Origin of the sequence: Photobacterium sp. Alg240-V54 (assembly GCF_900537155.1) — a bacterium.
Taxonomy (GTDB): Bacteria; Pseudomonadota; Gammaproteobacteria; order Enterobacterales; family Vibrionaceae; genus Photobacterium.
The window spans coordinates 285,875-311,354 of record NZ_UNRL01000003.1; the positions used below are offsets into that span (position 1 = coordinate 285,875).

Consider the following 25,480-nt stretch of genomic DNA (forward strand, 5'->3'; position numbering starts at 1 on the left):
AAGCGAGCGTAATGCTCGCTTTTTTTTGATATATAAAACAAAGTGATAAGTCCTAAAAAAGCGTATTCTTTATAAACATAATGATGGGAATTTTTTTCTCGACAAATGCTGAAAATCAAGCACACTGTCTGATATGGGATCAAAGTCTCATAATTATAATTAAATCGCATCTTGCAGTGTTGAACACTGCCAGACAATCGAACGAAGTAATAATGCAACTAACGGATGGAACTCACGTTTTATGAACCCTGTAATTATCGCCGTATGCATCATGCTGGTACTCGCTTTAATGCGTGTCAATGTCGTGGTTGCTCTTACATTTAGTGCCATTATTGGTGGCCTTATCGGAGGTTTATCGCTCACCGATGCGATTTCAGCCTTTGAAGGTGGATTAGGTGGCGGTGCCACTACTGCCTTAAGCTACGCCATGTTGGGTGCGTTTGCCGTCGCGATTTCGCGTTCAGGTATTACTGACGTCCTCGCTCAAAAAGTTATTAAGCGCATCAGCGGCCATGAAAATATTGCGGCAGCTACCGGCGTAAAATATAGCGTTCTTATCATTTTAGTATTGCTTGCCATCTCTTCTCAGAACGTTATCCCTGTCCATATCGCCTTTATTCCGATTGTGATTCCACCGCTATTACATGTCTTTGCCAAGCTTAAACTTGATCGTCGTTTAATTGCCTGTGTATTAACCTTTGGTTTAGTCACCCCTTATATGGTACTTCCAATTGGTTTTGGCGGTATCTTTCTCAACAATATTCTACTTAAAAATTTACATGATAATGGGTTAGATGTTGCGGCAAGCCAAGTACCTATCGCGATGATTTTACCTGCGTGTGGGATGTTATTTGGCTTATTAATGGCTACGTTTGTCAGCTACCGTAAGCCACGCGAATACTCAGTAGAAAAAATTCTTGCTAGTGAACCAGAGAAAAAAGTCATCGATATGCGCCATGTTTATGTGGCTGTAGGGGCTATTTTTGCCGCATTAGGCGCGCAGCTTTACAGCGGCTCAATGATTGTCGGTGGTTTAGTCGGCTTTATGGTGTTTACCTTTACTGGCGTCATCAAATGGAAAGAAACCCACGATGTGTTCACTAAAGGTGTACATATGATGGCAATGATCGGCTTTATTATGATTGCAGCGGCAGGTTTTGCTGCGGTAATGAAAGCGACCGGTGGTGTTGAAACCTTAGTTAATTCACTTGAAGCGATTATCGGTAACAATAAACCATTAGCGTCATTATTGATGTTAGTTGTTGGTCTATTAGTAACAATGGGGATTGGTTCATCGTTCTCAACTATCCCTATTCTTGCAACAATTTATGTGCCGTTATGTTTATCTTTTGGTTTCTCACCAATGGCAACGATTGCGATTGTTGGTACCGCTGCAGCACTTGGTGATGCTGGCTCTCCTGCTTCAGATTCAACCTTAGGTCCAACATCAGGTCTAAATGCGGATGGTCAACATGATCATATTTGGGATTCTGTTGTACCGACATTTATCCACTACAACTTGCCACTGATCGCTTTTGGCTGGATCGCATCAATGATCCTGTAGTCGCAATAGCATCACAATGATGACTGCGCTTTAAACTTGATATAAAAAAACCGCCAACGTTTAACGTGGCGGTTTTTTTTATAAGTGTAAACACACTTAAACAACACTCTTACTCAGCAGCTTGTGCATCACGGCGAGCAGCAGATTCTTTAATTAATGTCTGTAATTCACCTTTTTGGAACATTTCCAAAATGATGTCACAACCACCAATAAGTTCACCGTCAATCCATAATTGTGGGAATGTTGGCCACTGTGCATAAACAGGTAGCTCTGCACGAATATCAGGGTTTTGAAGAATATCTACAAACGCAAATTTTTCACCGCAATTCATTAACGCTTGAGATGCTTGTGATGAGAAACCACAGCTTGGCAATTTTGGAGAGCCTTTCATGTACAACAAAATAGCGTTATCTGAAATTTGTTGTTTGATTTTATCGATAGTTTCCATTGCTTCCTCGTCCGATTCTAATAATCATTTGTTATAAACCCTACCATTCTACTTGGTTATCGTCATCAATAAAAATACTTTCAAATTATGTTTCGTCTCTGTTTGACACAATAAAGCGCAATCTTAGTTATATTGATATCTATTAAGTGGTTATTGACGTTACCAATAACCAGGTATAGGGTATTTTTTTTAAGCTTAATGCTTTTAATAAACTAAAAACTTGCTAAAATAAAACGGTCAGATTCAAATAATAAGTAGGTGCGAACACCTACTAGAAAGTAATGTCGTGGGTATAAGCCCAATAATTAAAATGGAGAATTGAGCAATGGCATTTGAACTACCAGCTCTACCGTACGCAATCAACGCTCTTGAGCCACATATTTCTCAAGAAACACTAGAATACCACTACGGTAAGCACCACAACACTTACGTTGTTAAGCTAAACGGTCTTGTAGAAGGTACTGACCTTGCTGAAAAATCTCTTGAAGAAATCGTACAGACTTCTACTGGTGGTGTTTTCAACAACGCAGCTCAAGTATGGAACCACACTTTCTACTGGCATTGCCTAAGTCCAAATGGCGGCGGCGAGCCTACTGGTGAATTAGCAGACGCAATTGTTAAAGCATTCGGTTCTTTCGCAGAATTCAAAGCTAAATTCACAGACTCAGCAATCAACAACTTTGGTTCTGGTTGGACATGGCTAGTAAAAACTGAAGATGGCGCGCTAGAAATCGTTAACACTTCAAACGCTGGCTGCCCAATTGCTGAAGAAGGTCTGAAAATGACGCCTCTTCTAACTGTTGATGTTTGGGAACACGCTTACTACATCGATTACCGCAATGTTCGCCCTGATTACATGGCTGCATTCTGGTCACTTGTTAACTGGGATTTCGCTGCTAAAAATCTAGCTGCGTAATATTCCTGTTTAATAACATCAACCCGTTTCATTATTGAGGCGGGTTTTTTTATGTCTCGACAATCACGCTCATATTTTTACCTCTCTCCTCATCAGCTACCCATTATTAACTTATATATAATAACTCAATATTTTACTTAAATTGCATTTACCCATTAATATCCTGAAACATTTAACTCTATTTTGACATGCTTTTTATTGCTTGATTGTATAATTGTGCATCACTCATCATTCAAACGAGAGTTATTAGCGTGTATTACAAAACGTTCTCCATCGCAGCACTTAGCGTCGCTATCTTAACCTCCAGCAGTATTGCTTCCGCTCAAGACGAAGTAAAAAAGCCGCAGCCAATCCCTGTTACTGTTGAAGCAATTTCAACCAAAGAGTTTGTCACCACCCTCGATGAAGTCGGTAAAATTAATGCAACAGAATCAGCAGACCTTACGTTTAGTACTGCGGGAAAACTGATTGAAATCAATTTCAAAGATGGTGACACAGTAACCAAAGGCCAACAAATTGCCAAACTTGATAGCAGTAAGCCCAAAGCCGATCTCGATAAAGCTCGAAGCTCTTTAAATACCGCTCGCAATAAAGTAAAACGTGCACTGGCATTAGAAAAAAAACAGCCTGGAGCACTTTCAAAGCAAGATATTGAAGGCTTACAAGATGAAGCAAACCTTGCAGCAGCAGATTACCGCCAACAACAATCGATACTAAAAGACTTCATTCTTAGTGCGCCATTTGATGGTCAACTGACGACCTTCTCGCGCTCAGCTGGTAGCATGATTGATCCTGCGACCACCTTAGTCAGTATTTATAACTTAGATCCTGTCGAGGTCACTTATACTATTAGTCAAAATGACCTTGGTAAAGCTGTTAAAGGTCAACCGGTTACGATTACGGTGGAAGCCTATAAAAATATGAGCTTTCCTGGCGTGGTTGATTATGTCGCCCCTGCTGTTAATAAAAGCTCTGGTCGTGTCGCTATTCATGCGCTTATCAAAAACCCTGATCATGTGCTAGCACCGGGTATGTTTGCCAAAATAAGTCAAATGGTCAACGGACGCACCGAACGCATCGTTGCCCCTCAAAATGCCATCATGGCCCATAATGACGACCGCTATGTCTGGCTGGTTGATGATAAAAATATCGCTACCAAACACTACATAACCTTAGGTAAGAACATCAATAATGGCTATGTCGTGGTAGAAAAAGGCCTCAAAATTGACGATAAAGTCATTGTAACAGGACAACAAAAATTAGATGACGACGCGCTGGTTAATATCATCAAAACCCAACAATCAACCTCAAATTTGCCTCCACAACCACTTGAAAAGAAAGTTACCGATCCCTCAAAATCTTCTCACTCATTAGAGCACAGTGCAGCTCCAAAGATCGACGCTAAAACAGTAACGGAGCCAAACAATGAAACTACCTGAGGTTTGTATTAGGCACCCTGTTTTTGCTTCAGTACTCAGCATTGCTATCGTTCTTATTGGTTTATTTTCTTTCCAAAAATTAGCGATTCAATATTTCCCTGAACATAATTCGCCCCAAGCAACCGTCAGTGCGAAAATTGATGGGGCCAGTGCTGACTTTATGTCACGTAATGTCGCAACCCGCTTAATTAACTCAGCGACAGGGTTAGAAAATGTTGAAACCATGACCACTGATTGTGTTCAAGGTAGTTGTACCCTAAAAGTAAAATTTGATGACAGTATCAGTGATGTTGATTACGCCAATTTAATGAATAAATTGCGTAGCAGTATTGAAGCTATTGTTGATTTTCCACCAAGTATGATCGACAAACCAACTGTCACTGATGACTCATCAGATAAAAGTTCTGCCAGTAATATTATTACCTTTGTTAATAAAGGTGATATGACACCCCAGCAAATGTTTGACTATATTAGTCAGCAAATAAAACCGCAATTTCGCCATGTTGAAGGCGTTGGTGCTGTATATGGTCCTTATGGCGGAGCAGCTAAAGCGGTTCGCGTATGGCTAAACCCTGATCGTATGATGGCACTCAATGTTAAAGCCGCCGATGTTGTTACTACCCTTAGCGCTTACAGCTCATCATTTACGGTAGGTCAAATTATTGGTGAAGCACGTAACTTCCAGATAAATCCTGTCACTCAAGTAAAAAGCGTCAAAGATGTTCAAGATTTAGTGATACGGGTTGATGATGGCAATATCATTCGTATTAAAGATATTGCAGATGTCAAAATGGGGGAAAATAGTCTGACCCCAAGCGTGCTCAAAGTGAATGGTGAAACCGCAATGTCATTGCAAATATTGCCATTAAAAAGTGAAAACCCCGTTGATGTCGCAGCACGCGTAAAAACTGAAATAGCCAAGATGCAGCAGCATTTACCCCCCGGCTTGAGCATGGAGATGGTATATAACCAAGCTGATTTCATTCAAGCAGCCATTGATGAAGGCTTTCATACCTTAATTGAAGCGGTATTTTTAGTGTCAATTATTGTGGTGCTATTTTTAGGCTCACTGCGTATTGCATCGATTCCAATTATCACCATTCCAGTGTGTATTATTGGTGTGTTTGCGGTGATGTCATATCTTGGCTTTACCATTAACGTATTGACTATTTTGGCGATCATTTTGGCTATCGGCTTAGTGGTCGATGATGCCATTGTGGTGGTGGAAAACTGCTATCGCCATATTGAAGAAGGTGATACGCCGTTTAATGCCGCCATTAAAGGCAGCCAGGAGATTATTTTCCCGGTTATCGCCATGACCATGACCTTGGCAGCGGTTTACCTGCCTATCGGTTTAATGTCCGGCATGACAGCGGATTTATTCCGCCAATTTGCCTTCACATTAGCCGCCTCAGTGATCATCTCAGGCATTGTTGCACTGACATTATCACCAATGATGTGTGCCTATTTAATCAAGCCTATCGCTCAACAACCTAAGTGGTTTGTAAAAGTAGATACTAAGCTCCACCAGCTTTCTGAAGCATATGTTAAACAACTCGCAAAATGGTTTGAGCGTAAAAAAATCATGGCAGCAATGGCATTAGCGTTGATTGCGCTTTCTGGCGCGGCAATTTGGTCAATGCCTCAAGTATTATTACCAACCGAAGATACTGGTTTTATTGATGGCAGCTCAGAATCACCGACAGGTGTCGGCCGTCGTTACCATGTTAAACATAATGCCGAGCTCAATACCGTGATGGAAGGTAATGACAGCATCGCTGCAAATCTGTCTTATATTGAAGCACAGCCGACTAACCATATTTTGTTAAAACCATGGGGAGAGCGCACAAAAACCGCCGCAGAAGTCGTTGCTGAACTCACCGACAAGGCCTCAAAAACATTATCAGCTTATAGCATGTCATTTAGTGTCCGCTCCGCTGATGGTCTAAATGCTGCGACTAACTTAGTATTAGAAGTCAAAACGGTTGATCGCGATAAAAAACAATTAACTGATACTGCTAATTCGATTGTGAAAAAGCTCAATGATTATCCCGGATTAACTAAAGTTAAGAGTTCCTTGCTGCGCGATCAACTCCGTTATGATCTAAAAATTGACCGCAATGCGATTATTCTATCTGGGGTGGCATATACTGATGTAACCAACGCACTATCAACTTTCCTTGGCTCATTAAAAGCTGCCGATTTACAAGCTGATGATGGTTATACCTACCCGATCCGCGTCCAAGTGAACCGTAAAGATCTTGGTAACTTTGATATTATTGATAAGTTATATGTTGCGTCAGAATCTGGGCAAAATATTCCGCTATCAGAATTTGTTTCAATTAAACAAGTGACCTCAGAGTCCACATTTAAAACCTACATGGGACAAGACAGTGCCGAAATCACCGCGACCCTAATGCCAGGCGTCACCGCTGGCGAAGTTCGGGATTTCGTTGATGCCAATATTCCACCATTACTCAAAGACTCGCAAAGTTATGCCTATGCCGGAATAGTAAAAGAACTCACAGACTCTCAAGCAGGTACCCAAACCTTATTCTTGATGGCATTAGTGTTTATTTATCTGATCCTTGCTGCACAATTTGAAAGCTTTGTTGATCCGTTGGTGATCTTATTAACGGTACCATTATGTATTGTTGGCGCGGTGCTAACTTTATGGGCATTTGGCCAAAGTCTGAATATTTACTCACAAATAGGATTATTGACCTTAGTCGGGCTCGTCACCAAGCACGGTATTCTGTTGGTGGAATTTGCTAATGAGCAACGTAAGCTAGGAAAATCGGCGGTTGAATCAGCCTGTCACAGTGCTCAATCACGTTTACGTCCAATATTAATGACATCACTGACTATGATTTTAGGTGCATTACCACTGGCATTTGCATCAGGTCCTGGCTCATTAGGTCGAATTAATATTGGCTTAGTGTTGGTCGGAGGCTTAATCGCAGGTACTTTCTTCTCATTGTTTGTGGTACCCGTCGCTTATGTGGGGATGAGCAAATTAAGAGATAAAGATGTCCTAAACTCGCTACTTTCGGGTCGTGGCTGGCGTAAGAAAAATCATGAATAGGAATAGAGACAAATAAATCGCCAACTACCAATAAAAACGCCTGCATACTTTTAACTAGAAAGAGAAAGCCGCAGGCGTTTTTTATATCTTAATCAAGGCTAGATAATAATTAACCTTTTTCAGCCAGTAAAATACGCAGCGTACGACGCAATGGTTCTGCAGCACCCCACAGTAACTGATCACCCACCGTAAACGCATTAAGGTAGTCATCACCCATTGCAAGTTTACGTAAGCGACCCACAGGCACCGACAGCGTACCAGTCACTTTTGCAGGGCTTAATTCTTGCACTGTAATATCACGCTCATTTGGGATCACTTTTACCCAATCATTATGAGACGCAATAATGGCTTCTACTTCATCAAGCGGCACATTTTTCTTGAGCTTTAATGTTAATGCTTGGCTATGACAACGCATCGCACCGATACGTACACAAGTACCATCAATAGGAATTGGACTATCTTGCAAGCCTAAAATTTTGTTGGTTTCAACCGATGCTTTCCATTCTTCTTTACTTTGCCCGTTATCGCGTTTCACATCAATCCAAGGGATCAATGAGCCAGCCAATGGCGCGCCAAATTCTTGGGCTGGAAAATCGACTGCGCGTAATGTTCGTGCCACTTTACGGTCAATATCTAAAATAGACGTCGCAGGATTGGCAAGCTCACTGGCTACCGAATCATTGATCACGCCCATTTGGCTAATTAACTCACGCATGTTCTTTGCACCTGCGCCAGATGCTGCTTGATAGGTTTGTGACGTCATCCACTCAACCAAGCCTGCTTTATACAAGCCACCTACAGCCATTAGCATCAAACTAACGGTACAATTACCACCAACATAGGTATTTGTACCGTTATGGATCCCTTGTTGAATCTGATCAAAGTTAACCGGATCAAGGGTAATAATTGAATCAGGCTGCATCCGTAATGTCGATGCGGCATCAATCCAATAGCCTTTCCAACCCGCTTGACGCAATGCTGGGTAGACTTTTTCAGTATAACTACCACCTTGACAGGTGATCACCACATCAAGCCGCTTCAATGCTTCTATATTAAATGCATCTTGTAATACACCAGCATCTTTACCAAAATTAGGCGCCGCTAAACCGACTTGTGATGTGGTAAAAAATACCGGATTGATAACGGCAAAATCGCCTTCCTCAACCATGCGCTGCATTAAGACTGAACCTACCATGCCGCGCCAACCAACTAAACCTACTGTCATCATTTGCAACTACACTCCCTGTGGTATTAAATTTCTTTATCCATCTATAGAGATTTACGCAACCAAAAACAAGCATAATTTTCAATTATAAATAAAAAAATACCGTCCTTTATGACCAACCATATTTTATCGTTTGATTATCATTTGAGTTTCTTATCAGCCACATTAGGTTTTATTATCACTAATATTAACGCCCCAAAATGTATAAAAACCCACCAATAACCCACTAAAAACAACATTTAATGGTTATTAAAACAGCTTATTTATTAAATATGCAATCAACTTAGTAAAAAGTTTACATTGGTATAACTTTGAAAAAAAAGCCTTTCCCTGATAATCTCCCCTGCCGTGAATAAGTAGGTAGATAGTTCATCACTATTATAATTAATAGCTTTTTATACTTTAGCTGCCACTTTTTATAAGATTTTCATAGACACACTACGACGTTACAAAAAATATAAAACACAACATATGAACCATTAATTAACACTAAAAGAACAAATAAAGTCAGTGTTTTACGAAACATCTATACCAAAAAGACTTAGATCACAGAAAGAAACATTATTTATCACGATGATAAATCAATTTGATAAAGTAGCGCCGCTTCAGTCGCTGTCTTTTTCAATCCGATTTACAAACCAATGATAAATAGTATTGATTGGTTGGGTTGGACCCAATTTCAACAAGCTCGATAAAACAAGGTTAGAAGTATGGAAAAACAGACAATAGTGAAACTACCTTCAGTAATGCAAGTCATTATTGCCCTCGGTATTTTCCTTGCCCTTGCATTCTCTTTTACCTCAAAATTGAATTTGCCAATCCAACTGGCGCTGTATATTGGTTGGTTTGTAATTATTGCACTCGGTATAAAACTCGGACACGATTATAAGTCGTTAGAAAAAGCAGCTACTAAAGGCATTGCTAACGGTTTAGGCGCAGTACTGATCTTACTGGCCGTCGGCTCTCTCGTCGGTACTTGGATTGCTGGCGGTATTGTTCCAACCATTATTTATTATGGTCTTGAGGCTATCCACCCTTCCATTTTCTTGCTGGCGACAATGATCATCTGTTCATTGACGGCATTAGCAACAGGCACATCTTGGGGAGCTGCAGGTACCGCTGGTATTGCAATGATGGGTATTGGTCAAGGTCTGGGCATTCCAGCACCGATGACAGCGGGTGCAGTTCTTTCTGGCTGTTATTTTGGTGATAAGATGTCACCACTGTCTGATTCAGTGATCCTTGCTTCTTCAATGTCTAACGTTGAAATCATGGAACATATCAAAGGTATGTTACCGATCGCACTGATCAGTTATATCATCACTGCTATTTTATTTACTGCTGTTGGTTTCCACTACGCAGGCAGTATTGATATGTCACAAGTTGATTCTGTGATTGCGGCAATGGATAAACAATTTGTTATTTCACCATTATCGTTTATTCCTGTGATCGTAGTATTGGTGTTACTGGCGTTCCGTTTACCGTCTTTCCCTGTGATTTCATTTGGCTCACTACTGGGTATCGTATGGGCCGTAATGGTTCAAGGTATGGATCCACTTAAAGCTATCAATGCAGCATGGGCACCGTTCTCAATCAGCTCTGGGGTTGAATTTATTGATGCGATTCTCAATCGTGGCGGTATGTCATCAATGCTGGGTTCTGTGGCGGTGATTATCTTTGGTTTAGGTTTTGGTGGCTTACTTGATAAAGTCGGCGTGCTTCAAACCATCGCACGTTTATTTGAGCGCAAAGTAAACTCAGCAGGCAGTCTTGCAGTATCAACCATTGCAACGGCTTTCCTTGGTAACGTATTTGGTTCAGCGATGTACGTATCATTAATTCTGACACCAAAGATTTGTGCTAAAAACTATGATCGTTTAGGTTACCAACGTAAAAACCTATCTCGTAATGCCGAGTTCGGTGGCACACTCACCTCAGGTATGGTGCCTTGGAGTGATAATGGTATCTATATGGCGAGTATTTTAGGTGTTGCAACCTTCTCATACGCACCATTTATGTGGCTAAGTTTTGTGTGTATTATCGTTACGATTGTCACCTCTTACATGGGTTGGTTTGTCGATCGCTGTCCACCAGCCACTGAAGCACAACTGGCACAAGATGACGAAGATGAATTAATGACAGTAAAACGTTTAACATCGTAAACTAAATTAAATCATCATGATGACATTAACGCACTTCTAAAGAGGTGCGTTTTTTTTTGCTTTTTTGGCGGTCTTGTTTTTAAGTTAGCAACCTAAGCAATTGATAGCTATAAAAGATTATTTATTTTCATACTCATTATCATTAATTAGGTTATTTCCATTTCTGCGTTATTGACTCAAATATCACCATCGATATAGAGCCTGATCACAAATACCACACGCACATTTCATCAAACTGACTTTTCACTCCTACATCTTGACCCCAATCAATATTCCAAATCCATTTTTAATCAAAATACCGCTATTACCGAATTAACCACTAAATAAATCACTTGGTAACGTAGCCAAAAAAACAATTATCGGGATTTATTTAGTCAACCCATTTTTTATTTTCCGTTTATAAGGATATATCTATGAGCAATAATCCAATAGAAGGTCGTAAAGTTACCATTGGCAGTTATCTTGCCCTTATTTTTGCCGTGGTGTTCTTCTCGGGCGCCCTGCAATCTAATCAATGGTATGGCGTATTTGACTTCACGACTCTAAACGGCTCGTTTGGTAATGTGGTTTATTCGGTTAGCGATACAACAGAAGGCGTGGAAGCGGCTTCAACATCATTTCGTGGTAAAGGCGGTAGTGGTGCTCGTGATGGCTTTATTTTTGCGTTAACGCTCATTCCAACAGTAATGTTTGCACTTGGTATGATCAATGTACTTGAGCATTATGGTGCGCTTGATGCTGCACGTAAATTATTAACCCCTTTGCTACGCCCATTAATGGGTATTCCGGGTAACTCAGGTTTAGCGTTGATCGCCTCATTACAAAGTACCGATGCAGGTGCTGCCATGACACGCCAGCTAAACGATGAAGGCCATCTCACCAAGCGAGAAACGGATATTTTCACCATGTTCCAGTTCTCTGCCGGTGCTGCGATTGTTAACTTTTTCTCATCGGGTGCGGTGTTATTTACATTAACCACAGCTTCAGGCGAGCCTGCCGTAACCTCTTCTATTGGTCTTGCAGTAGCAATTATGTTTATCTTCAAATTCGTCGGTGCCAACATTTTCCGAGTGTATTTAAACATCACTGAAGGCAAAGAAAATAAAGACACTAAACCAACAACTGTTGCTCAGGAAAATGCATAATGACTACTACTACAAAAAAACCAATGGTTACTGATATTTTTGTTGAAGGCGCTAAGAAAGGCTGGGTAATTGCAACAACTTCAACAGTGCCTAACGTATTAATGGCTTTCGTTATCATCAAAGCGCTACAAATCACTGGCGCACTAGAATTAATGGGTACCCTATTTTCACCTATTATGGCGATATTTGGCCTACCTGGTGAAGCAGCTGCAGTTTTGATCGGCGCATGGATGTCGATGGGTGGTGCTGTTGGTGTGGTTATTACTTTGTTTGACCAAGGTATTTTAAATGGTGACCACATTGCGATTCTTGCTCCTGCTATTTATCTAATGGGCTCACAGGTGCAATACATGGGCCGTATTATGGGTCCGATTCGTACTGAAGGCCGTTACATTCCAATCATGATTGCAATTTCAGTATTAAATGCTTTTGCAGCAATGTTTGTAATGAATGTATTAGTGTAATGACTGACCACACTGGCACCACCTGAGTGCCAGTGTATTTCTCTGTTTAGATTATCGATAAGCCATCATGGTTTGGAGCCTTTGCTATGTCTTTTTCTCTTAATGATTACCTTGAAGAACTACGCCCGCTTATTAATATTGATTGCGGTACATTAACCGTTGATGGTATCGACGTTGTAGCAACGATCATGGCGCAGAAATACCTTGATTTAGGCTGGAATGTTAAACGCATTGATTGTGGCATTGCAGGCACAGGCTTAGAAGTACGTAATAAGCCTCAGGCTGAACATATTGATGTGATGCTTATTGGTCATATGGATACCGTATTCCCAGTTGGCACTGCCGCCGCTCGTCCAATGACACACGATAATGAACGTGCTTACGGCCCTGGTGTTTCTGACATGAAATCGGGTCTATTAAGTGTGGTTTATGCATTGCGCGATCTTGATCCTGCAGCATTAGAAGCATTATCTATTTGTGTATGTATGAACCCAGATGAAGAAATCGGTTCACTGCACTCAGAAGAATGGCTAAAAAGCGTTGCCGTTAACGCCAAACATGTATTAGTTGCAGAAGCTGCACGTGCTGATGGCTCATTAGTTAAAGCGCGTAAAGGTATGGCACGTTACCGTCTAAGCTTTCACGGCAAAGCAGCCCACGCTGGTAATGAGCCACAAAATGGTCGTAGCGCAATCACTGAAATGGCACATTGGATTTTAGCGATTAACGCAATGACGGATTTTGAATCAGGCACAACCTTAAATGCTGGTGTGGTAAGTGGTGGTGCTGGCGCAAATATTGTTCCCGATTTTGCTCAAGTCGTGGTGGATGTGCGTTTCTGGGATAACGATGAGTATGCTGCAGTTGATGCTAAAATTCGCGCATTAACCGAAACACCGTTTGTTGATGGTGTGACGATCACCGCTGAGCGCGAAGCGCATAAACCATCAATGGTCCCAAGCCCACAAACAGAAGTTCTCATGGCTCAAGTAGAAGCGGTTGGTAAAGAGTTAGGTATTGATATTACTTGGCAAGCCGTTGGTGGTGGCTCAGATGCTAACCTAACCGCCGTTTTAGGCATTCCAACCTTAGACGGTCTCGGCCCAGTTGGCGCAGGTTTCCACAGTGCTGATGAGTGGCTAGATTTGACATCTATTGAGCCGCGTATTCGCTTATTACAACAAGTACTAGTGAAAATCGCTCACCAGTAATTAATAAACTAGCATTAAAAACGGCTGCATTTCTGCAGCCTTTTTTCCTTTTAAATAATGTAAATAACATTACTAAAGGAAGGACAATCGTTTCAGTTGTTAGCTTAAATTAGTATCACTTAACTTCGTAAATAGTGCTTTAACCAGTTTTTGCGATAATATTTGTTTTCTCGGATGACATTTGGACACTACGTAAATTGTCTAACTTAAACTGTATAGCCCGAAATGGATGGTGCCAAAAATAACGCGGATATGTCCAGCGTAAAATATGGATCATCTGAAGACGCTTGGCAGATTGATAGCAATGCCCAATACAATGCATACAACTTGGCTTCTCTTGACCAAGACGACAACCTGTTACTCGCTCTTCAACATACTCAATAAGACTTTCACATTCAGAGCACATTACGGCTCCACGGTGCAACGTTTTACAATATAGGCGAATCATCGCTTTCACTGTATTCAGTTCACGCTGCGTACGAACTGAATGATTGTTAATAACTATCATAGTTGCGCCATTATCCATCCCTTATGCGCAGTGCCAATGATAAAGATCAAATTTACGCACAAATCACAACCTAATGAACAAAAATCATAACAGCAATCAGACTAGTGTTTATTTGTTGCACTTTAATACATTGTTCGAATAAATATCGAACAATGTATAAATATAAAAAACACATAACCCTCGCCGTTGTAAGACTACAGATAGCAAAAAGCCACCTTGAAAATATCACTCAATGCTGAGTACATCTTCAAGGTGGCTTTAGTCATCATTAATCTAGCAGCATACTCACTACGAGTATTAGTTGTCGCTATTTAAACGGCGTAATAATTGGTCTTTTAAATTCGGTGGCGTGCCTTTGATCGTCAACGTATCAGTTTCTGCATCATAGAAAATACGCTCACCTAATAACATGCTGTCAAAATTAAGCGTCATACCGCCGCCAGAACCAACAAATTTAGTCAATTTACGCATTGCTGTGCGATCAGCAGGAAAGCTTTCTTCTAACTCATAGCCTTGTTTAGAGGTAAAGTCATAAAAATTAGTGCCATCATCTGCAGCAGGTAATTCACTCGATAATTCTTTGACAGTAACTTCATCACCGGCTTGAAGTTGACCATTACAATAATCGTAAACTTGCTTACGGTATTGCTGCTTTTCTTCTTTATCCAAACGCGAATCAGCACAAAAATCTTCTACCGCTTGCATCAGCACTTGGTTTTGGACTTTCACGTCTAAACCCACTTCAGCTTGCATAAAATCAAGGAAGAAATCAGCAATCTTACGCCCTACACGTCCTTTAGCAAAGGTCAGGTAACGAGTAGATTCAGCGTTAGTTTCCCATGATGACAAATCAATTCGCGCCACGATATCCATCTTATTAATATCAAGATAGTCGGTCGCACTGATACCTAACTGATCGGTCACCTTCATGCTATGGCAAGTCGGTAGCATACCAATAAACAAATAATCCGTTGCTAATGACTGGTATTCAGCCATCACCAATGTACCCGCTTCTGCAAACGGATATTTTGCTAATTCTGTCTGTAAACGTTGCACTGATTGATTAGAAAATGTCAGGAAATTTAACTCTCCTTGACGAAATTGTTTTAACCAGTGAGCAAACTCACTATCAGCGGCAAAATGAGCAAAGCCTTTTGTGCCCTTACTGCTATAAATTCGATGTAATTCAGCAACGAGATCCTCTGTCGCAGAATCATTATCAAGAGTTTGATTTCTAAGATGAATTTCTAGCTCATCTTGGTCGTTTTTTACTAATTGGTGTAGAATGACGTTCGAAAGTGTAAGACTCATAATGGAAAAGGTTTTCAGGAAAACTGAACTCTAGGTTATCATAAGTCGTTATCCTAAACATTAAACAAGATTTCTTATGCCAATTACTTCAAAATACAGCACTAAAAAAGTTGAACAAATCATTGATGACGTGTTCGATGTTCTTGACAAACATAATACATCACCAGAATTAGCCTTAATGGTTGTTGGTGATATTGCTACTAATATTATCAATGCTAATGTACCTGTTGCACAACGTGAAGTTCTTGCACAAAAATTTGCAAAAGCACTACAGGCCTCAATTAAAAAAGATTAAGTTTAACTATCAAGGTTAAACATAGCATTGAAGACTGAGAAGAATTGACATTTATGGTCGCCAGCACATACAAAGACAAAGTTTCCCAGCTAATTAGTTGGGGACACTGGTTTAGCTTTTTTAATATCATCGCTGCTATGCTACTTGGCACGCGTTATATTATCTATTCAGAATGGCCGACGACAACGATCGGACAACTGTATCTAGGATTAAGCTGGATCGGACATTTCGGTTTCCTTGTCTTTGGTATTTATATACTGATTCTCTTTCCTGCAAGTTTTCTTATCCCCTCACAACGCTTAATGCGAGTGTTTGCGGTATTAGTTTCCACTGTAGGACTGACGACGCTATTGCTCGATACTTATGCCTACCAGAGTGTTGACTTACATCTAAGTCCACTAGTGTGGGATTTGCTGCTGAGTGGCGAAAAAACAGAATTAAATACTCGCTGGCAGTATCTGTTTATTGTCGTTCCAGTCATATTCCTGATCGAGATGATATTCTCAGAATGGATTTGGCGTAAACTTAGAAAGCTAACCCGTAAAAATGTTGGTGGCCCTATCGCCATCGTATTTGGCTTATGCTTTCTAAGTAGCCATATTATTTATATCTGGGCGGATGCTAATCTTTATCGCCCAGTTACCATGCAACGCTCAAATTTTCCATTGTCATACCCAATGACAGCCAAAACCTTCATGGAAAAACACGGTTTATTAGATCGCCAAGAATACGCTAAACGTCAAGCTCAGCAAGGCATTAATAACAGTGAAATGATGCGCTATCCTATTGATAAACTTAACTTTATTGATAAAGGTACCAAACAAAACCTATTAATTATCATGGTTGATAGCTTACGTAGCGATATGGTAAATAGCGATATCATGCCAAATCTTACCGCTTTTGCTGCTGACAACATAAACTATACCAATAATTACAGTACCAGCAATAATGATAGTGGTGTGTTTGGATTACTGTATGGCTTGCCTAGCGGGTATGCCAATAGTATTCGTGCGGAAGGTAAATCGCCGTTATTACTGGATACTCTACAAAGTCGTGGTTATCACTTTGGTTTATTCAGTGGCGAAGGGTTTGAACAACCTATTTACCGTGATGCCATTTTTTCTAAAACGCAACTTGCAACCATTGATAACCTTGATAATGGTAAACGTACACCCAGTGATCGTTTAGCGTTTAATGATTGGCATCGTTGGATTGAAAAACAACAAGTTAATGAACCATGGTTTAGCTTACTTGAGCTAACATCAGTCAATCAATATGAAGAAAGTAGTGATTATCCAACCAAATTCACACCGTCTTTAGGCAGTAATCTACTCCATGATAATAAAGTAGATTCCAGTATATTACTTAAAAACAGCTACCGTAATGCGGCTTATCATATTGACGGTATTTTGGCGAAAGTATTTGCCCAATTGAAAGCACAACACATGATGGATGACACAATTATTATTGTAACGTCTAACCATGGTACTGAATTCAATGAAACGGGTAATAATACCTGGGGTTCAGACAGCAACTACAGCCAATATCAAATAAAAGTACCGATGATCATTCATTGGCCACAGCATGTTGCGCAAGTAGTCACTCGCCCAACCAGTAATCTTGATGTAGTGCCAACACTGATGGAGTCGTTATTTAATGTCGCGTCTAACCCATCAAATTACAGCTCAGGTATTAGCTTGTTTGATAATGATAATGATCGCCGCTGGATCTTAGCCGGTAATAATAGTGATATTGTGGTGATTCAAAAAGGCACCACGACTGTGGTTGATAAATATGGTAACTATCGTGTTTATAACGATAACTATCAGTTAATGGCACAAGATAAGCCAAAGTTATCGACATTAATGCAAGTGATGCACGAACTGAAACGCTTTTACGTACCCAACAGCATCAACGACAAAAATTAAATAAGCATCATTAAAAAAGCAGCTTTCGAGCTGCTTTTTGTTTATTGGTACTATGTTCCTCGTTATAAATACTGATCACGATCATCGGCGTAACAATGCTCAAAACCATCTTGCCAACCTCGACGGTATTTAGTCACGGTAATTGAACGTTCAGGATCGCGCCGAAAGCCCTCCTGATGAGTCGTTGCAGCGATAGAACGGCTATAGCAACCATCTTGGTAACCATCAAGGTAAGCCCGTTCAAAGCCTAACTCCGCTAACTGCTGATGGCGACTACTGCTACAACCACTTAATAGAATAAGCGAAACGATTGTCACTATGATTATCGTTTTCATCTTCGTGCCTCCTTTTATTGCACGAATATTATGCTACTCAATTTATATTCAACATTATAAAAATAGATAAATTCTATGTAACTAAACTGTAAAATTAATGAGAATAATAACGATAATAAACACGAGCCAGATCACACTTCTCATTGTAAAAAAGAAGATATCACTAACTTGTGGTATATATCCTGCTAATTTATAAGGGAATAGTTAACAATAGCCGTGTTACTTACTAATTAACTCATGGAACAGAGTATTAATGAACAAACAGGTTGCCGCCTTTTACCAAACCGTTGTTAATCAATGCAATAATGCACATGGTCTTAGAACTATTTGTGAATTAATCTGCCGCAATCTGATGCAACATCTCGCCGTTAATCACCTTCAACTGATCATAAAATATAATGGCAAATGGAAAGTACTATTAGATCTCAACTCACAAGGGATCCATTATCACTTTCCACCTATCGATCCTTCGACTTCAAATGAATATTATTATAAAAATATTCATTATTACGCCAATAAAACCACCGCATCAATTGATGTATTACCTAATTATCGCTACATATTGGTGCCGCTAAAACATCACTCGGTTATTATTGGCCACCTGACGCTTGCTGTTCCATTGGATTCTCAGTTCATCCCTAAGCACTTTGCAATATTAACCACATTACTTGCAGCTGAAATCAATAATAATCTAACCAAACAAACAACCAAACATCACAGTATCAATTGCATCAATGCTGAAAAAGAGTTGCTTTCGACTAAAGAACAACAGCAAACATTATTGAATAAACTCCAAAGTATGCATGATATTTCGTTTCAGTTATGGCGCTGTAACTCCATGAGAGACATGTTGTTTATTGCTATCGACGAAGCAAAAAAACAACTACAAATAGATCGCATGGCTATTTTCTTATTTGATGAACAAAAAAATATGCATGGAACATTTGGCACTGATATTCATGGTAATACAGTGGATGAATCTTATTTTAGTTCGCCGATTCCCAATCAATGGTATGCATCTAAGACATTAAAAGATAAAGAATATCTTGCGATTCAAGAAAATACGCCTTTATTCCATGATTTAAAACAAATCGGCTTTGGTTGGAGTGCCTATATTGCTTTGTGGGATGAAGACACACCGATAGGATGGATTGCTTGTGATAATTTAATTACCGGGCAACCCCTGCGCACTTATCATCATCAATTACTCAAACAATATGGTTTTATTGTGTCGCAGCATATTTTGCGACTGCAAGCCGCTGATAACTTGATAAAACTCAATCACGATTTAGAACAGCGTGTACAAAGTCGTACCGAAGCACTGAATAAAGCCAATGAACAATTGCAAAAATTATCACGGATTGATGCACTCACCAATATTGCTAATCGACGCGTCTTTGATGAGACGGTAGTAGCAGAATGGCGTCGAGCTAGTCGACTAGCACTGCCACTATCGTTACTCATTCTCGACATTGATAACTTTAAAACTTATAACGATAAACTTGGCCATGCTGCTGGCGATCAATGCTTAAAAACGATCGCTACTGCGCTCTCTACAGTAGAACGTCGCGCTGGCACTTTGTTTGCCCGCTATGGCGGTGAAGAATTTGTGTTGTTATTGCCAGGCCAAGATCAACAACAAGCAAAAGATAATGCTCAACGCTTGCTCAATGCCATCCACGACATCGCCTTGCCATTTCCGTGTGACGGATTAAAGAATAATAACCACGCCATTGTGACCATCAGTATTGGAGTAAGTACAATTATTCCTTCTCAAGCTACCACTTACGATATATTTTTCAAACAAGTGGATACGGCACTTTATCAAGCAAAAGCCGAAGGCAAAAACTGCTTTAAAGTACTATCACCGACTTAATAAACAAAATAAGAACAATAAAAAATTATCGAATAACGATAATTTTTTATTGCAAAACATTTTATTGTGCCATATTCTAGCTTCATAACCTGAATGAGGAACAATCATATGTCAAAAATTCAACAACAAAGCCGCAGAGTAAAAATCCTATTCCAGCTTTTTTTTATTCTAACGCCAATTTTAGTCTGTTATTTTTGGTTAACAGTAGCAACACCTTATGACTTTTTAAGAAATACCGGCATAGTACAAACATCTTTTGATATTAATCAGCTTACAGAAACACCATTAACATTGACCACCCGTTTACTCGCGCTCGTAACAAGCTTGATTTACTGCTCGATTATTATGTATGCCTTAAAAATTCTGATTCGGTTATTTGGTAACTATGAAAACAAACACATCTTTACCTTAGAAAATGCCAACTGCTATCAAAAGCTTGGTTATAGTGTATTTTATTGGGTCGGCGGTTCACTTTTTTACCAACCATTAATGACATTAATACTAACTTTTAATAATCCACCTAATCACCGTATGATTATGATTAGCTTTGTCGGTATTGATTTTTTAACCCTATTAATAGGCGCTATTATTGTTATAATTTCATGGGTTATGAAAGAAGGCTATCACCTCGCCGATGAACAAAATTACACAATTTAAGAGTTTATTATGACTATTGTTATTAATTTAGATGTAATAATGGCGAAACGAAAAATACGGTTAAAAACATTAGCTCAAGCAATGGATATGACAGAAGCTAATTTATCAATACTAAAAAATGGTAAAGCAAAAGCCGTTCGGTTTTCGACACTTGATAAACTTTGCGAACAACTTGATTGCCAGCCAGCAGATATTCTTGAATTTCAAAAAAACGATGACAATTAGTATTTCGTTTATGGCGATAACTATTTTTAAAGATATAAATAACAAAAAAGCAGCATATTTATGCTGCTTTTTTTGTAAGTTATCAATCAGAAATTAAATCATCCACTACGATTTACGCTTTGGTGCAGCCTTAGGTTTAGCCAATGTCGATTTTTTTGCATAACTGCGTTTTTTAGCACGATGTTTAAATTCAGGTGACGTCAATGAACGCAAACTTGGCGGCACATCACTGACTTTGACTTGTTCCATTAATGCAGTCACTTGTTGTTCTAACGCTGCCATAAACGGTTGATAAGCACATTTTTTATCTGCCATATCATGTAATTGGTGCTCCCAATGGGCGGTCATATCAGGATAAGTTGAGCTATCAGGCAAGGCATAAATTAAGCCTTTTCCTGCCTCAGAGGCATGAATCGCTTTACCTTGGCGCTGTAACAACTGCCGTTTAAATAACATCTCTAGTATTCCTGCTCGTGTTGCCTCTGTACCTAAGCCATCGGTATCTCGCAGAATCTTCTTTAATGAGGCATCGGATACAAACCGAGCAATACCTGTCATTGCTTGTAATAACGTCGCTTCAGTAAACGCTTTTGGTGGTTCCGTCATTTTATCTTTGATCTCACCATCACGACACACCAATACCGTGCCTTTATCTAGAGGTGGTACTTTATCAGCTAAATCACTGTCTTCTTTTTTATCATCACGCCCCAGTAATGCTCGCCAACCGGGTGACATTAACTGTCGTCCCTTAGCAATAAAGAGACCATTAGCAATAGTGAACACTAACTTAGCATCGGCATATTCAGCTGCAGGATAAAACTGCATTAAGTACTGTCGTGCAATTAATTGGTATATTTTGGCTTCATAGCCCGTTAACACGGATGATGATTTAGGTGTCGGAATAATCGCATGGTGAGCGTCCACTTTCTTATCATTCCATGCTTTTGATTTTAAGGCTGTATTTGCATTATCCACCGCAGAAGCTAGCTGATTATCTGTCGATGAAATCGCACGACACACATCATTAGCTTGTTTGAAATGATCCAATGGCAGATGACGGCTGTCTGAGCGAGGGTAAGTGATCACTTTATGCTTTTCATACAGTGACTGACAGGTCGATAGCACATCGGTCGCGCTCATGCCAAATCGCTTTGCCGCATCAATCTGTAACGCAGATAATGAATATGGTAATGGTGGCGCTTGCTTGGTTTGCTTACGCTCCGATTGTGTGACCTCTGCTGGTTGGCCTTTAATCCGTTCAACCACATTTTCACACAGTTTGCGGTTTAGCACTCGCCCTTCCGAATCTTGATGGGGTTCACAGGCTTTACTCGGTTGCCACTTAGCAAAAATTGTTTGTTCACCATAGCTAATTAACGCTAAGACTTCATAAAATGGTTTAGCGACAAAATTAGCAATCTCATCATCACGGCGAACCACCAATCCCAAAATAGGTGTTTGTACTCGCCCAACGGATAATACTCCGCGGTACCCCCCCTTTTGACCGAGCAATGTGTAAGCACGCGTCATGTTCATGCCATATAACCAATCAGCCCGTGAACGTGCTAATGCCGATACTGATAGCGGAATAAAGTCACGGTTACTGCGCATGGTGGCTAAGGCTTTTTTAACCGCTGCAGGGTTTAGATCAGAGATCAATAACCGTTGCGCGGCAGCTTTTTTAGTTTTTGATATTTTGACGTAATCAATCACTTCATCCACCAGCAATTGGCCTTCACGATCGGGATCGCCTGCATGTACCACTGCTGTAGCCGTTTTAGCCAATTTTTTGATCACCGCAAGTTGTTGCTTAGCCGCTTTACGAGGAATTAACTGCCATTGCTGTGGCACTATCGGTAAATCCTCTAAATGCCATTTTTTATAACGGGCATCATAAGCATCTGGTTCAACTTGCTCTAATAAGTGGCCAATACACCAAGTGACAATATCGCCATTACCCACTTCAATATAGCCAGTATTATTTTTATGCGGACGAGGTAATACAGCAGCAATGGCTCGGCCTAAACTTGGTTTTTCAGCTATATATAAACAACTCATGGGGATCTTTATCTGCAACAATGAATGTTATGACTGTACCGAAAACTAATGCTTACGGCAACATTTCACTGGATATAAAACCAGTATCAATCAAAACTGTAGTGAACACGAGATCAAAGGTGATCTTTGATGGTCAATGAAATAATTAAAGATCAGTTGCAGATCAATAAAAAAGCCGATTTAACAGTCAATGTTAAATCGGCTTTTTTTATGCTTTCAAGACGATAATAACGTCTCTCTTATTTACATTAACGGCGAGCAGCTAACCACTCTTGTACTTGGTGATAATCACCTCTAAATACAATGCGATCCGCTTTTTTATCTAATTGATAAGTATACATAGGATCATAGTACTGCTCTAACAACGGTGCTAACCAAGCATCATGCTCAGCTAATGAACCGCTAGTTTGCATCACTTTCACGGCATGTTGCTGTGCTTTAAGCATCACTTCGTAACGTTCAAAACCTAAACGCTTACGAATATTAAACATGCCTTTTTCTAAATACTCTGCAAATAAAACCCAACCTTGCTCCTCACCGTAATGAGCCACATAGTCACGTTGCATTTTAATCACATAATCATCCAATAAACGCGCTAAACGCACATCAATAGGATCATCAATCACCGCGATATCAGCATCTTGCATGGCACGATTAATTGAAAGTGGCACTGTTGCACAGCCAATGTTTTTACCTTCATCTTCAAACACAAAGTGTTCGATACCATTGTCTAATTTCTTGAGCATCTGTACTGCAAGATCATTTTCAAAGGCAATTTGAGTTCGCTGACGAGTAACATAGCTACCAAATGATGAACCACGGTGGTGAGCCGCACCTTCAAGATCAATACCGTTAGCCAATACATTAACCATGATCGTCTTACCGCTACCGGTATTACCAGCAACAATTGACATCTGTTTAGTGGCAACGTCATCAATAGTATCAACTAAATAACGGCGTAATGCTTTATAACCACCGGTAATAAACGGGTAGTCAATGCCAGCTTCTTTCAGCCATTGTTGAGTGATTTGCGAACGTAGGCCACCACGGAAACAATACAGGTAGCCGTTAGGATTTGCTTCACAAAATGCTTTCCATTGCGCGACACGTTCTGCTTTAACATCACCATTAACCAGCTTATGGCCTAGTACAATAGCTGCATCTTGACCGCTGTTTTTATAGCATGTTCCCACAGCTGCACGCTCATCATCAGTCATTAATGGCAAACTGGTTGATGTTGGGAAAGCACCTTGTTGAAATTCAATCGGTGCTCGCATATCCATTAATGGCGTATCATTCACAAACAGATGACGGAAATCTTGGCAATTGGGACGCGACATTAGCAAACCTCAATAAAGGTATCGCCATCCATCGGCACAAGTTCACCAATCGCTTCCAGCAAGATGTTATGTTTTTTAGCAATGGCTTGTACTTCAGCATCACAACTTGGATCAACAGCTAATAATAAGCCGCCTGATGTTTGAGGATCGCATAATAACGCTTTTTGTAGATCAGTCATTTGACCCACTTTATGGCCATAGCTCATGAAGTTACGTTCAGTACCACCAGGAACACAACCTTGAGCGATGTAGTCATATACACCTGGCAATGTTGGAATTTTATCGAACCAAAGTTTTGCTTTAAGGTTACTGCCTTCACAGATCTCCGTTAAGTGACCCATTAGACCAAAGCCTGTGACATCAGTCAGTGCTTTTACGCCATCGACATCAGCAAAATCAGCGCCTGGTTTATTTAACTTACACATCCAATCACGTGCCAAACCTTTATGCTCATCAGCCAACTTAGATTGTTTTTCAGCCGTGGTTAATACGCCAATACCTAATGGTTTCGTTAGGTATAAATGACAACCAGCTTCTGCACTGTCATTACGCTTAACACGATCAGTACTTACTAACCCAGTTACAGCAAGACCGAAAATTGGCTCAGGAGCATCAATAGAGTGACCACCCGCAAGAGAAATACCCGCTTCACGACACACAGAACGACCACCATCAATCACTTTTTGCGCAATTTCAGGTGATAATAGGTTCACCGGCCAGCCTAAAATAGCAATGGCCATAATTGGTTTACCGCCCATTGCGTAAATATCACTGATTGCATTCGTCGCTGCAATACGACCAAAATCAAATGGGTCATCAACAATTGGCATAAAGAAGTCAGTGGTACTAATTACAGCTTGACCATTGCCGATATCATAAACGGCAGCATCATCTTTACTCTCATTACCCACTAATAAATTAGGATCAGCAAAAGGAGCTAATTGAGTACGAAGAATAGTATCAAGTACTTGGGGAGAAATTTTACAACCACATCCGGCACCGTGGCTGTATTGTGTTAGGCGAACATTTTCCATGACACGCTCCAAAATATAGAAAGAGTCAGCGATTCTACTCCTGCCCTCGACAACTGTCATCTTTCCAACTCAAAAGCGGCCATTTTCTATTAAAACAAATCCACATTTGCGCTAATAGTCATTAATTAGAAACAAAAAAGGTGATGTTATTCACGGTTTAACACCACAAAATAACTATCACCTTCCATTTTTAACTCTAGTTTTACAACAGCGAAGATTTACATTTCCGTTAATGTTACAACTGTTATATATCT

At 40.1% G+C, this 25,480-nt stretch carries 21 protein-coding genes; 13 read left to right on the forward strand and 8 right to left on the reverse strand.

Annotated features, from left to right (window positions below; all coding sequences use genetic code 11):
• Window positions 1–241: 241 nt before the first annotated feature.
• Window positions 242–1,564 carry a Na+/H+ antiporter family protein gene (locus G6R09_RS10320; protein WP_065168156.1) on the forward strand — a complete coding sequence of 441 codons (1,323 nt, stop codon included), beginning with the start codon at window positions 242–244 and terminating at the stop codon, window positions 1,562–1,564.
• 109 nt (window positions 1,565–1,673) lie between these two features.
• On the opposite strand, the gene grxD is transcribed toward G6R09_RS10320, so the two are convergent.
• Window positions 1,674–2,012: a Grx4 family monothiol glutaredoxin gene (gene grxD / locus G6R09_RS10325; RefSeq protein ID WP_065168155.1), complete on the reverse strand. Its 339-nt coding sequence runs from the start codon at window positions 2,010–2,012 to the stop codon at window positions 1,674–1,676.
• 325 nt (window positions 2,013–2,337) lie between these two features.
• Here grxD and sodB point away from each other — a divergent pair, with 325 nt between their 5' ends.
• The 3 genes from sodB to G6R09_RS10340 all read left to right on the forward strand — a co-directional run bounded on the left by sodB (window position 2,338) and on the right by G6R09_RS10340 (window position 7,452).
• Window positions 2,338–2,928, forward strand: a complete 591-nt coding sequence (gene sodB / locus G6R09_RS10330) for a superoxide dismutase [Fe] (RefSeq protein ID WP_065168154.1) — start codon at window positions 2,338–2,340, stop codon at window positions 2,926–2,928.
• Window positions 2,929–3,179: 251 nt separating this feature from the next.
• Window positions 3,180–4,367 (forward strand): efflux RND transporter periplasmic adaptor subunit, encoded by a 1,188-nt coding sequence (locus G6R09_RS10335; RefSeq protein WP_163922190.1) that lies wholly within the window; start codon window positions 3,180–3,182, stop codon window positions 4,365–4,367.
• The gene (locus G6R09_RS10340) at window positions 4,354–7,452 is read left to right on the forward strand and encodes an efflux RND transporter permease subunit (RefSeq protein WP_163922193.1); all 3,099 of its coding nucleotides are present in this window, start codon (window positions 4,354–4,356) and stop codon (window positions 7,450–7,452) included. The genes G6R09_RS10335 and G6R09_RS10340 overlap by 14 nt, the downstream gene beginning before the upstream one ends.
• A gap of 109 nt (window positions 7,453–7,561) precedes the next feature.
• Here G6R09_RS10340 and asd read toward each other — a convergent pair whose 3' ends face one another.
• Window positions 7,562–8,677 carry an aspartate-semialdehyde dehydrogenase gene (gene asd / locus G6R09_RS10345; protein WP_205522997.1) on the reverse strand — a complete coding sequence of 372 codons (1,116 nt, stop codon included), beginning with the start codon at window positions 8,675–8,677 and terminating at the stop codon, window positions 7,562–7,564.
• Window positions 8,678–9,387: 710 nt separating this feature from the next.
• Here asd and nhaC point away from each other — a divergent pair.
• From nhaC to G6R09_RS10365, 4 genes are all read left to right on the forward strand, one after another.
• Window positions 9,388–10,839 carry a Na+/H+ antiporter NhaC gene (gene nhaC, locus G6R09_RS10350; protein WP_065168150.1) on the forward strand — a complete coding sequence of 484 codons (1,452 nt, stop codon included), beginning with the start codon at window positions 9,388–9,390 and terminating at the stop codon, window positions 10,837–10,839.
• 413 nt (window positions 10,840–11,252) lie between these two features.
• Entirely contained in the window at window positions 11,253–11,984 is a 732-nt protein-coding gene (locus G6R09_RS10355) for a nucleoside recognition domain-containing protein (protein ID WP_065168149.1), read from the forward strand.
• The gene (locus tag G6R09_RS10360) at window positions 11,984–12,448 is read left to right on the forward strand and encodes a YjiG family protein (RefSeq protein ID WP_065168148.1); all 465 of its coding nucleotides are present in this window, start codon (window positions 11,984–11,986) and stop codon (window positions 12,446–12,448) included. Before G6R09_RS10355 ends, G6R09_RS10360 begins: the two co-directional genes overlap by 1 nt.
• A gap of 86 nt (window positions 12,449–12,534) precedes the next feature.
• The gene (locus G6R09_RS10365) at window positions 12,535–13,659 is read left to right on the forward strand and encodes a M20 family metallopeptidase (protein WP_163922199.1); all 1,125 of its coding nucleotides are present in this window, start codon (window positions 12,535–12,537) and stop codon (window positions 13,657–13,659) included.
• Between the two features lie 139 nt (window positions 13,660–13,798).
• Here the strand turns inward: G6R09_RS10365 and G6R09_RS10370 are convergent, their stop codons facing one another.
• A complete protein-coding gene (locus G6R09_RS10370; RefSeq protein ID WP_065168273.1) occupies window positions 13,799–14,167 on the reverse strand; it encodes a nitrous oxide-stimulated promoter family protein in 369 nt (122 codons plus the stop codon).
• Between the two features lie 297 nt (window positions 14,168–14,464).
• Window positions 14,465–15,478, reverse strand: a complete 1,014-nt coding sequence (yejK, locus tag G6R09_RS10375) for a nucleoid-associated protein YejK (RefSeq protein WP_163922202.1) — start codon at window positions 15,476–15,478, stop codon at window positions 14,465–14,467.
• Between the two features lie 76 nt (window positions 15,479–15,554).
• Here yejK and G6R09_RS10380 point away from each other — a divergent pair, with 76 nt between their 5' ends.
• The gene (locus tag G6R09_RS10380) at window positions 15,555–15,773 is read left to right on the forward strand and encodes a YejL family protein (protein ID WP_036793798.1); all 219 of its coding nucleotides are present in this window, start codon (window positions 15,555–15,557) and stop codon (window positions 15,771–15,773) included.
• A 53-nt stretch (window positions 15,774–15,826) separates the two neighbouring features.
• Window positions 15,827–17,701: a DUF3413 domain-containing protein gene (locus G6R09_RS10385; RefSeq protein WP_065168145.1), complete on the forward strand. Its 1,875-nt coding sequence runs from the start codon at window positions 15,827–15,829 to the stop codon at window positions 17,699–17,701.
• 62 nt (window positions 17,702–17,763) lie between these two features.
• Here G6R09_RS10385 and G6R09_RS10390 read toward each other — a convergent pair whose 3' ends face one another.
• The gene (locus G6R09_RS10390; protein WP_082955734.1) at window positions 17,764–18,036 is read right to left on the reverse strand and encodes a hypothetical protein; all 273 of its coding nucleotides are present in this window, start codon (window positions 18,034–18,036) and stop codon (window positions 17,764–17,766) included.
• Window positions 18,037–18,289: 253 nt separating this feature from the next.
• On the opposite strand from G6R09_RS10390, the gene G6R09_RS10395 reads away from it, so the two are divergent.
• The 3 genes from G6R09_RS10395 to G6R09_RS10405 all read left to right on the forward strand — a co-directional run bounded on the left by G6R09_RS10395 (window position 18,290) and on the right by G6R09_RS10405 (window position 20,794).
• Window positions 18,290–19,912: a diguanylate cyclase domain-containing protein gene (locus G6R09_RS10395; RefSeq protein WP_163922205.1), complete on the forward strand. Its 1,623-nt coding sequence runs from the start codon at window positions 18,290–18,292 to the stop codon at window positions 19,910–19,912.
• Between the two features lie 108 nt (window positions 19,913–20,020).
• Window positions 20,021–20,569, forward strand: a complete 549-nt coding sequence (locus G6R09_RS10400; protein WP_080157946.1) for a DUF2975 domain-containing protein — start codon at window positions 20,021–20,023, stop codon at window positions 20,567–20,569.
• A 9-nt stretch (window positions 20,570–20,578) separates the two neighbouring features.
• On the forward strand, window positions 20,579–20,794 hold the full coding sequence (locus G6R09_RS10405) for a helix-turn-helix transcriptional regulator (RefSeq protein ID WP_065168142.1): 216 nt from the start codon (window positions 20,579–20,581) through the stop codon (window positions 20,792–20,794).
• A gap of 105 nt (window positions 20,795–20,899) precedes the next feature.
• Here the strand turns inward: G6R09_RS10405 and G6R09_RS10410 are convergent, their stop codons facing one another.
• The 3 genes from G6R09_RS10410 to selD form a co-directional block, all read right to left on the reverse strand.
• Window positions 20,900–22,852 carry a DNA topoisomerase III gene (locus tag G6R09_RS10410; protein WP_163922209.1) on the reverse strand — a complete coding sequence of 651 codons (1,953 nt, stop codon included), beginning with the start codon at window positions 22,850–22,852 and terminating at the stop codon, window positions 20,900–20,902.
• A 248-nt stretch (window positions 22,853–23,100) separates the two neighbouring features.
• Window positions 23,101–24,192 carry a tRNA 2-selenouridine(34) synthase MnmH gene (gene mnmH, locus G6R09_RS10415; protein ID WP_163922212.1) on the reverse strand — a complete coding sequence of 364 codons (1,092 nt, stop codon included), beginning with the start codon at window positions 24,190–24,192 and terminating at the stop codon, window positions 23,101–23,103.
• Window positions 24,192–25,226, reverse strand: coding sequence for a selenide, water dikinase SelD (selD, locus tag G6R09_RS10420; protein WP_163922215.1), 1,035 nt, complete (start codon window positions 25,224–25,226; stop codon window positions 24,192–24,194). The genes mnmH and selD overlap by 1 nt, the downstream gene beginning before the upstream one ends.
• Between the last annotated feature and the right edge of the window lie 254 nt (window positions 25,227–25,480).

Bases quoted from the DNA above. Each gene is read 5' to 3' on its own strand.
- yejK (WP_163922202.1), bottom strand. From the start codon at position 15,478: ATGAGTCTTACACTTTCGAACGTCATTCTACACCAATTAGTAAAAAAC.
- sodB (WP_065168154.1), top strand. From the start codon at position 2,338: ATGGCATTTGAACTACCAGCTCTACCGTACGCAATCAACGCTCTTGAG.
- G6R09_RS10380 (WP_036793798.1), top strand. From the start codon at position 15,555: ATGCCAATTACTTCAAAATACAGCACTAAAAAAGTTGAACAAATCATT.
- G6R09_RS10320 (WP_065168156.1), top strand. From the start codon at position 242: ATGAACCCTGTAATTATCGCCGTATGCATCATGCTGGTACTCGCTTTA.
- G6R09_RS10410 (WP_163922209.1), bottom strand. From the start codon at position 22,852: ATGAGTTGTTTATATATAGCTGAAAAACCAAGTTTAGGCCGAGCCATT.
- G6R09_RS10385 (WP_065168145.1), top strand. From the start codon at position 15,827: ATGGTCGCCAGCACATACAAAGACAAAGTTTCCCAGCTAATTAGTTGG.
- G6R09_RS10340 (WP_163922193.1), top strand. From the start codon at position 4,354: ATGAAACTACCTGAGGTTTGTATTAGGCACCCTGTTTTTGCTTCAGTA.
- G6R09_RS10390 (WP_082955734.1), bottom strand. From the start codon at position 18,036: ATGAAAACGATAATCATAGTGACAATCGTTTCGCTTATTCTATTAAGT.
- G6R09_RS10405 (WP_065168142.1), top strand. From the start codon at position 20,579: ATGACTATTGTTATTAATTTAGATGTAATAATGGCGAAACGAAAAATA.
- G6R09_RS10365 (WP_163922199.1), top strand. From the start codon at position 12,535: ATGTCTTTTTCTCTTAATGATTACCTTGAAGAACTACGCCCGCTTATT.
- selD (WP_163922215.1), bottom strand. From the start codon at position 25,226: ATGGAAAATGTTCGCCTAACACAATACAGCCACGGTGCCGGATGTGGT.
- G6R09_RS10395 (WP_163922205.1), top strand. From the start codon at position 18,290: ATGAACAAACAGGTTGCCGCCTTTTACCAAACCGTTGTTAATCAATGC.
- nhaC (WP_065168150.1), top strand. From the start codon at position 9,388: ATGGAAAAACAGACAATAGTGAAACTACCTTCAGTAATGCAAGTCATT.
- G6R09_RS10355 (WP_065168149.1), top strand. From the start codon at position 11,253: ATGAGCAATAATCCAATAGAAGGTCGTAAAGTTACCATTGGCAGTTAT.
- G6R09_RS10360 (WP_065168148.1), top strand. From the start codon at position 11,984: ATGACTACTACTACAAAAAAACCAATGGTTACTGATATTTTTGTTGAA.
- grxD (WP_065168155.1), bottom strand. From the start codon at position 2,012: ATGGAAACTATCGATAAAATCAAACAACAAATTTCAGATAACGCTATT.
- G6R09_RS10370 (WP_065168273.1), bottom strand. From the start codon at position 14,167: ATGATAGTTATTAACAATCATTCAGTTCGTACGCAGCGTGAACTGAAT.
- mnmH (WP_163922212.1), bottom strand. From the start codon at position 24,192: ATGTCGCGTCCCAATTGCCAAGATTTCCGTCATCTGTTTGTGAATGAT.
- asd (WP_205522997.1), bottom strand. From the start codon at position 8,677: ATGACAGTAGGTTTAGTTGGTTGGCGCGGCATGGTAGGTTCAGTCTTA.
- G6R09_RS10400 (WP_080157946.1), top strand. From the start codon at position 20,021: ATGTCAAAAATTCAACAACAAAGCCGCAGAGTAAAAATCCTATTCCAG.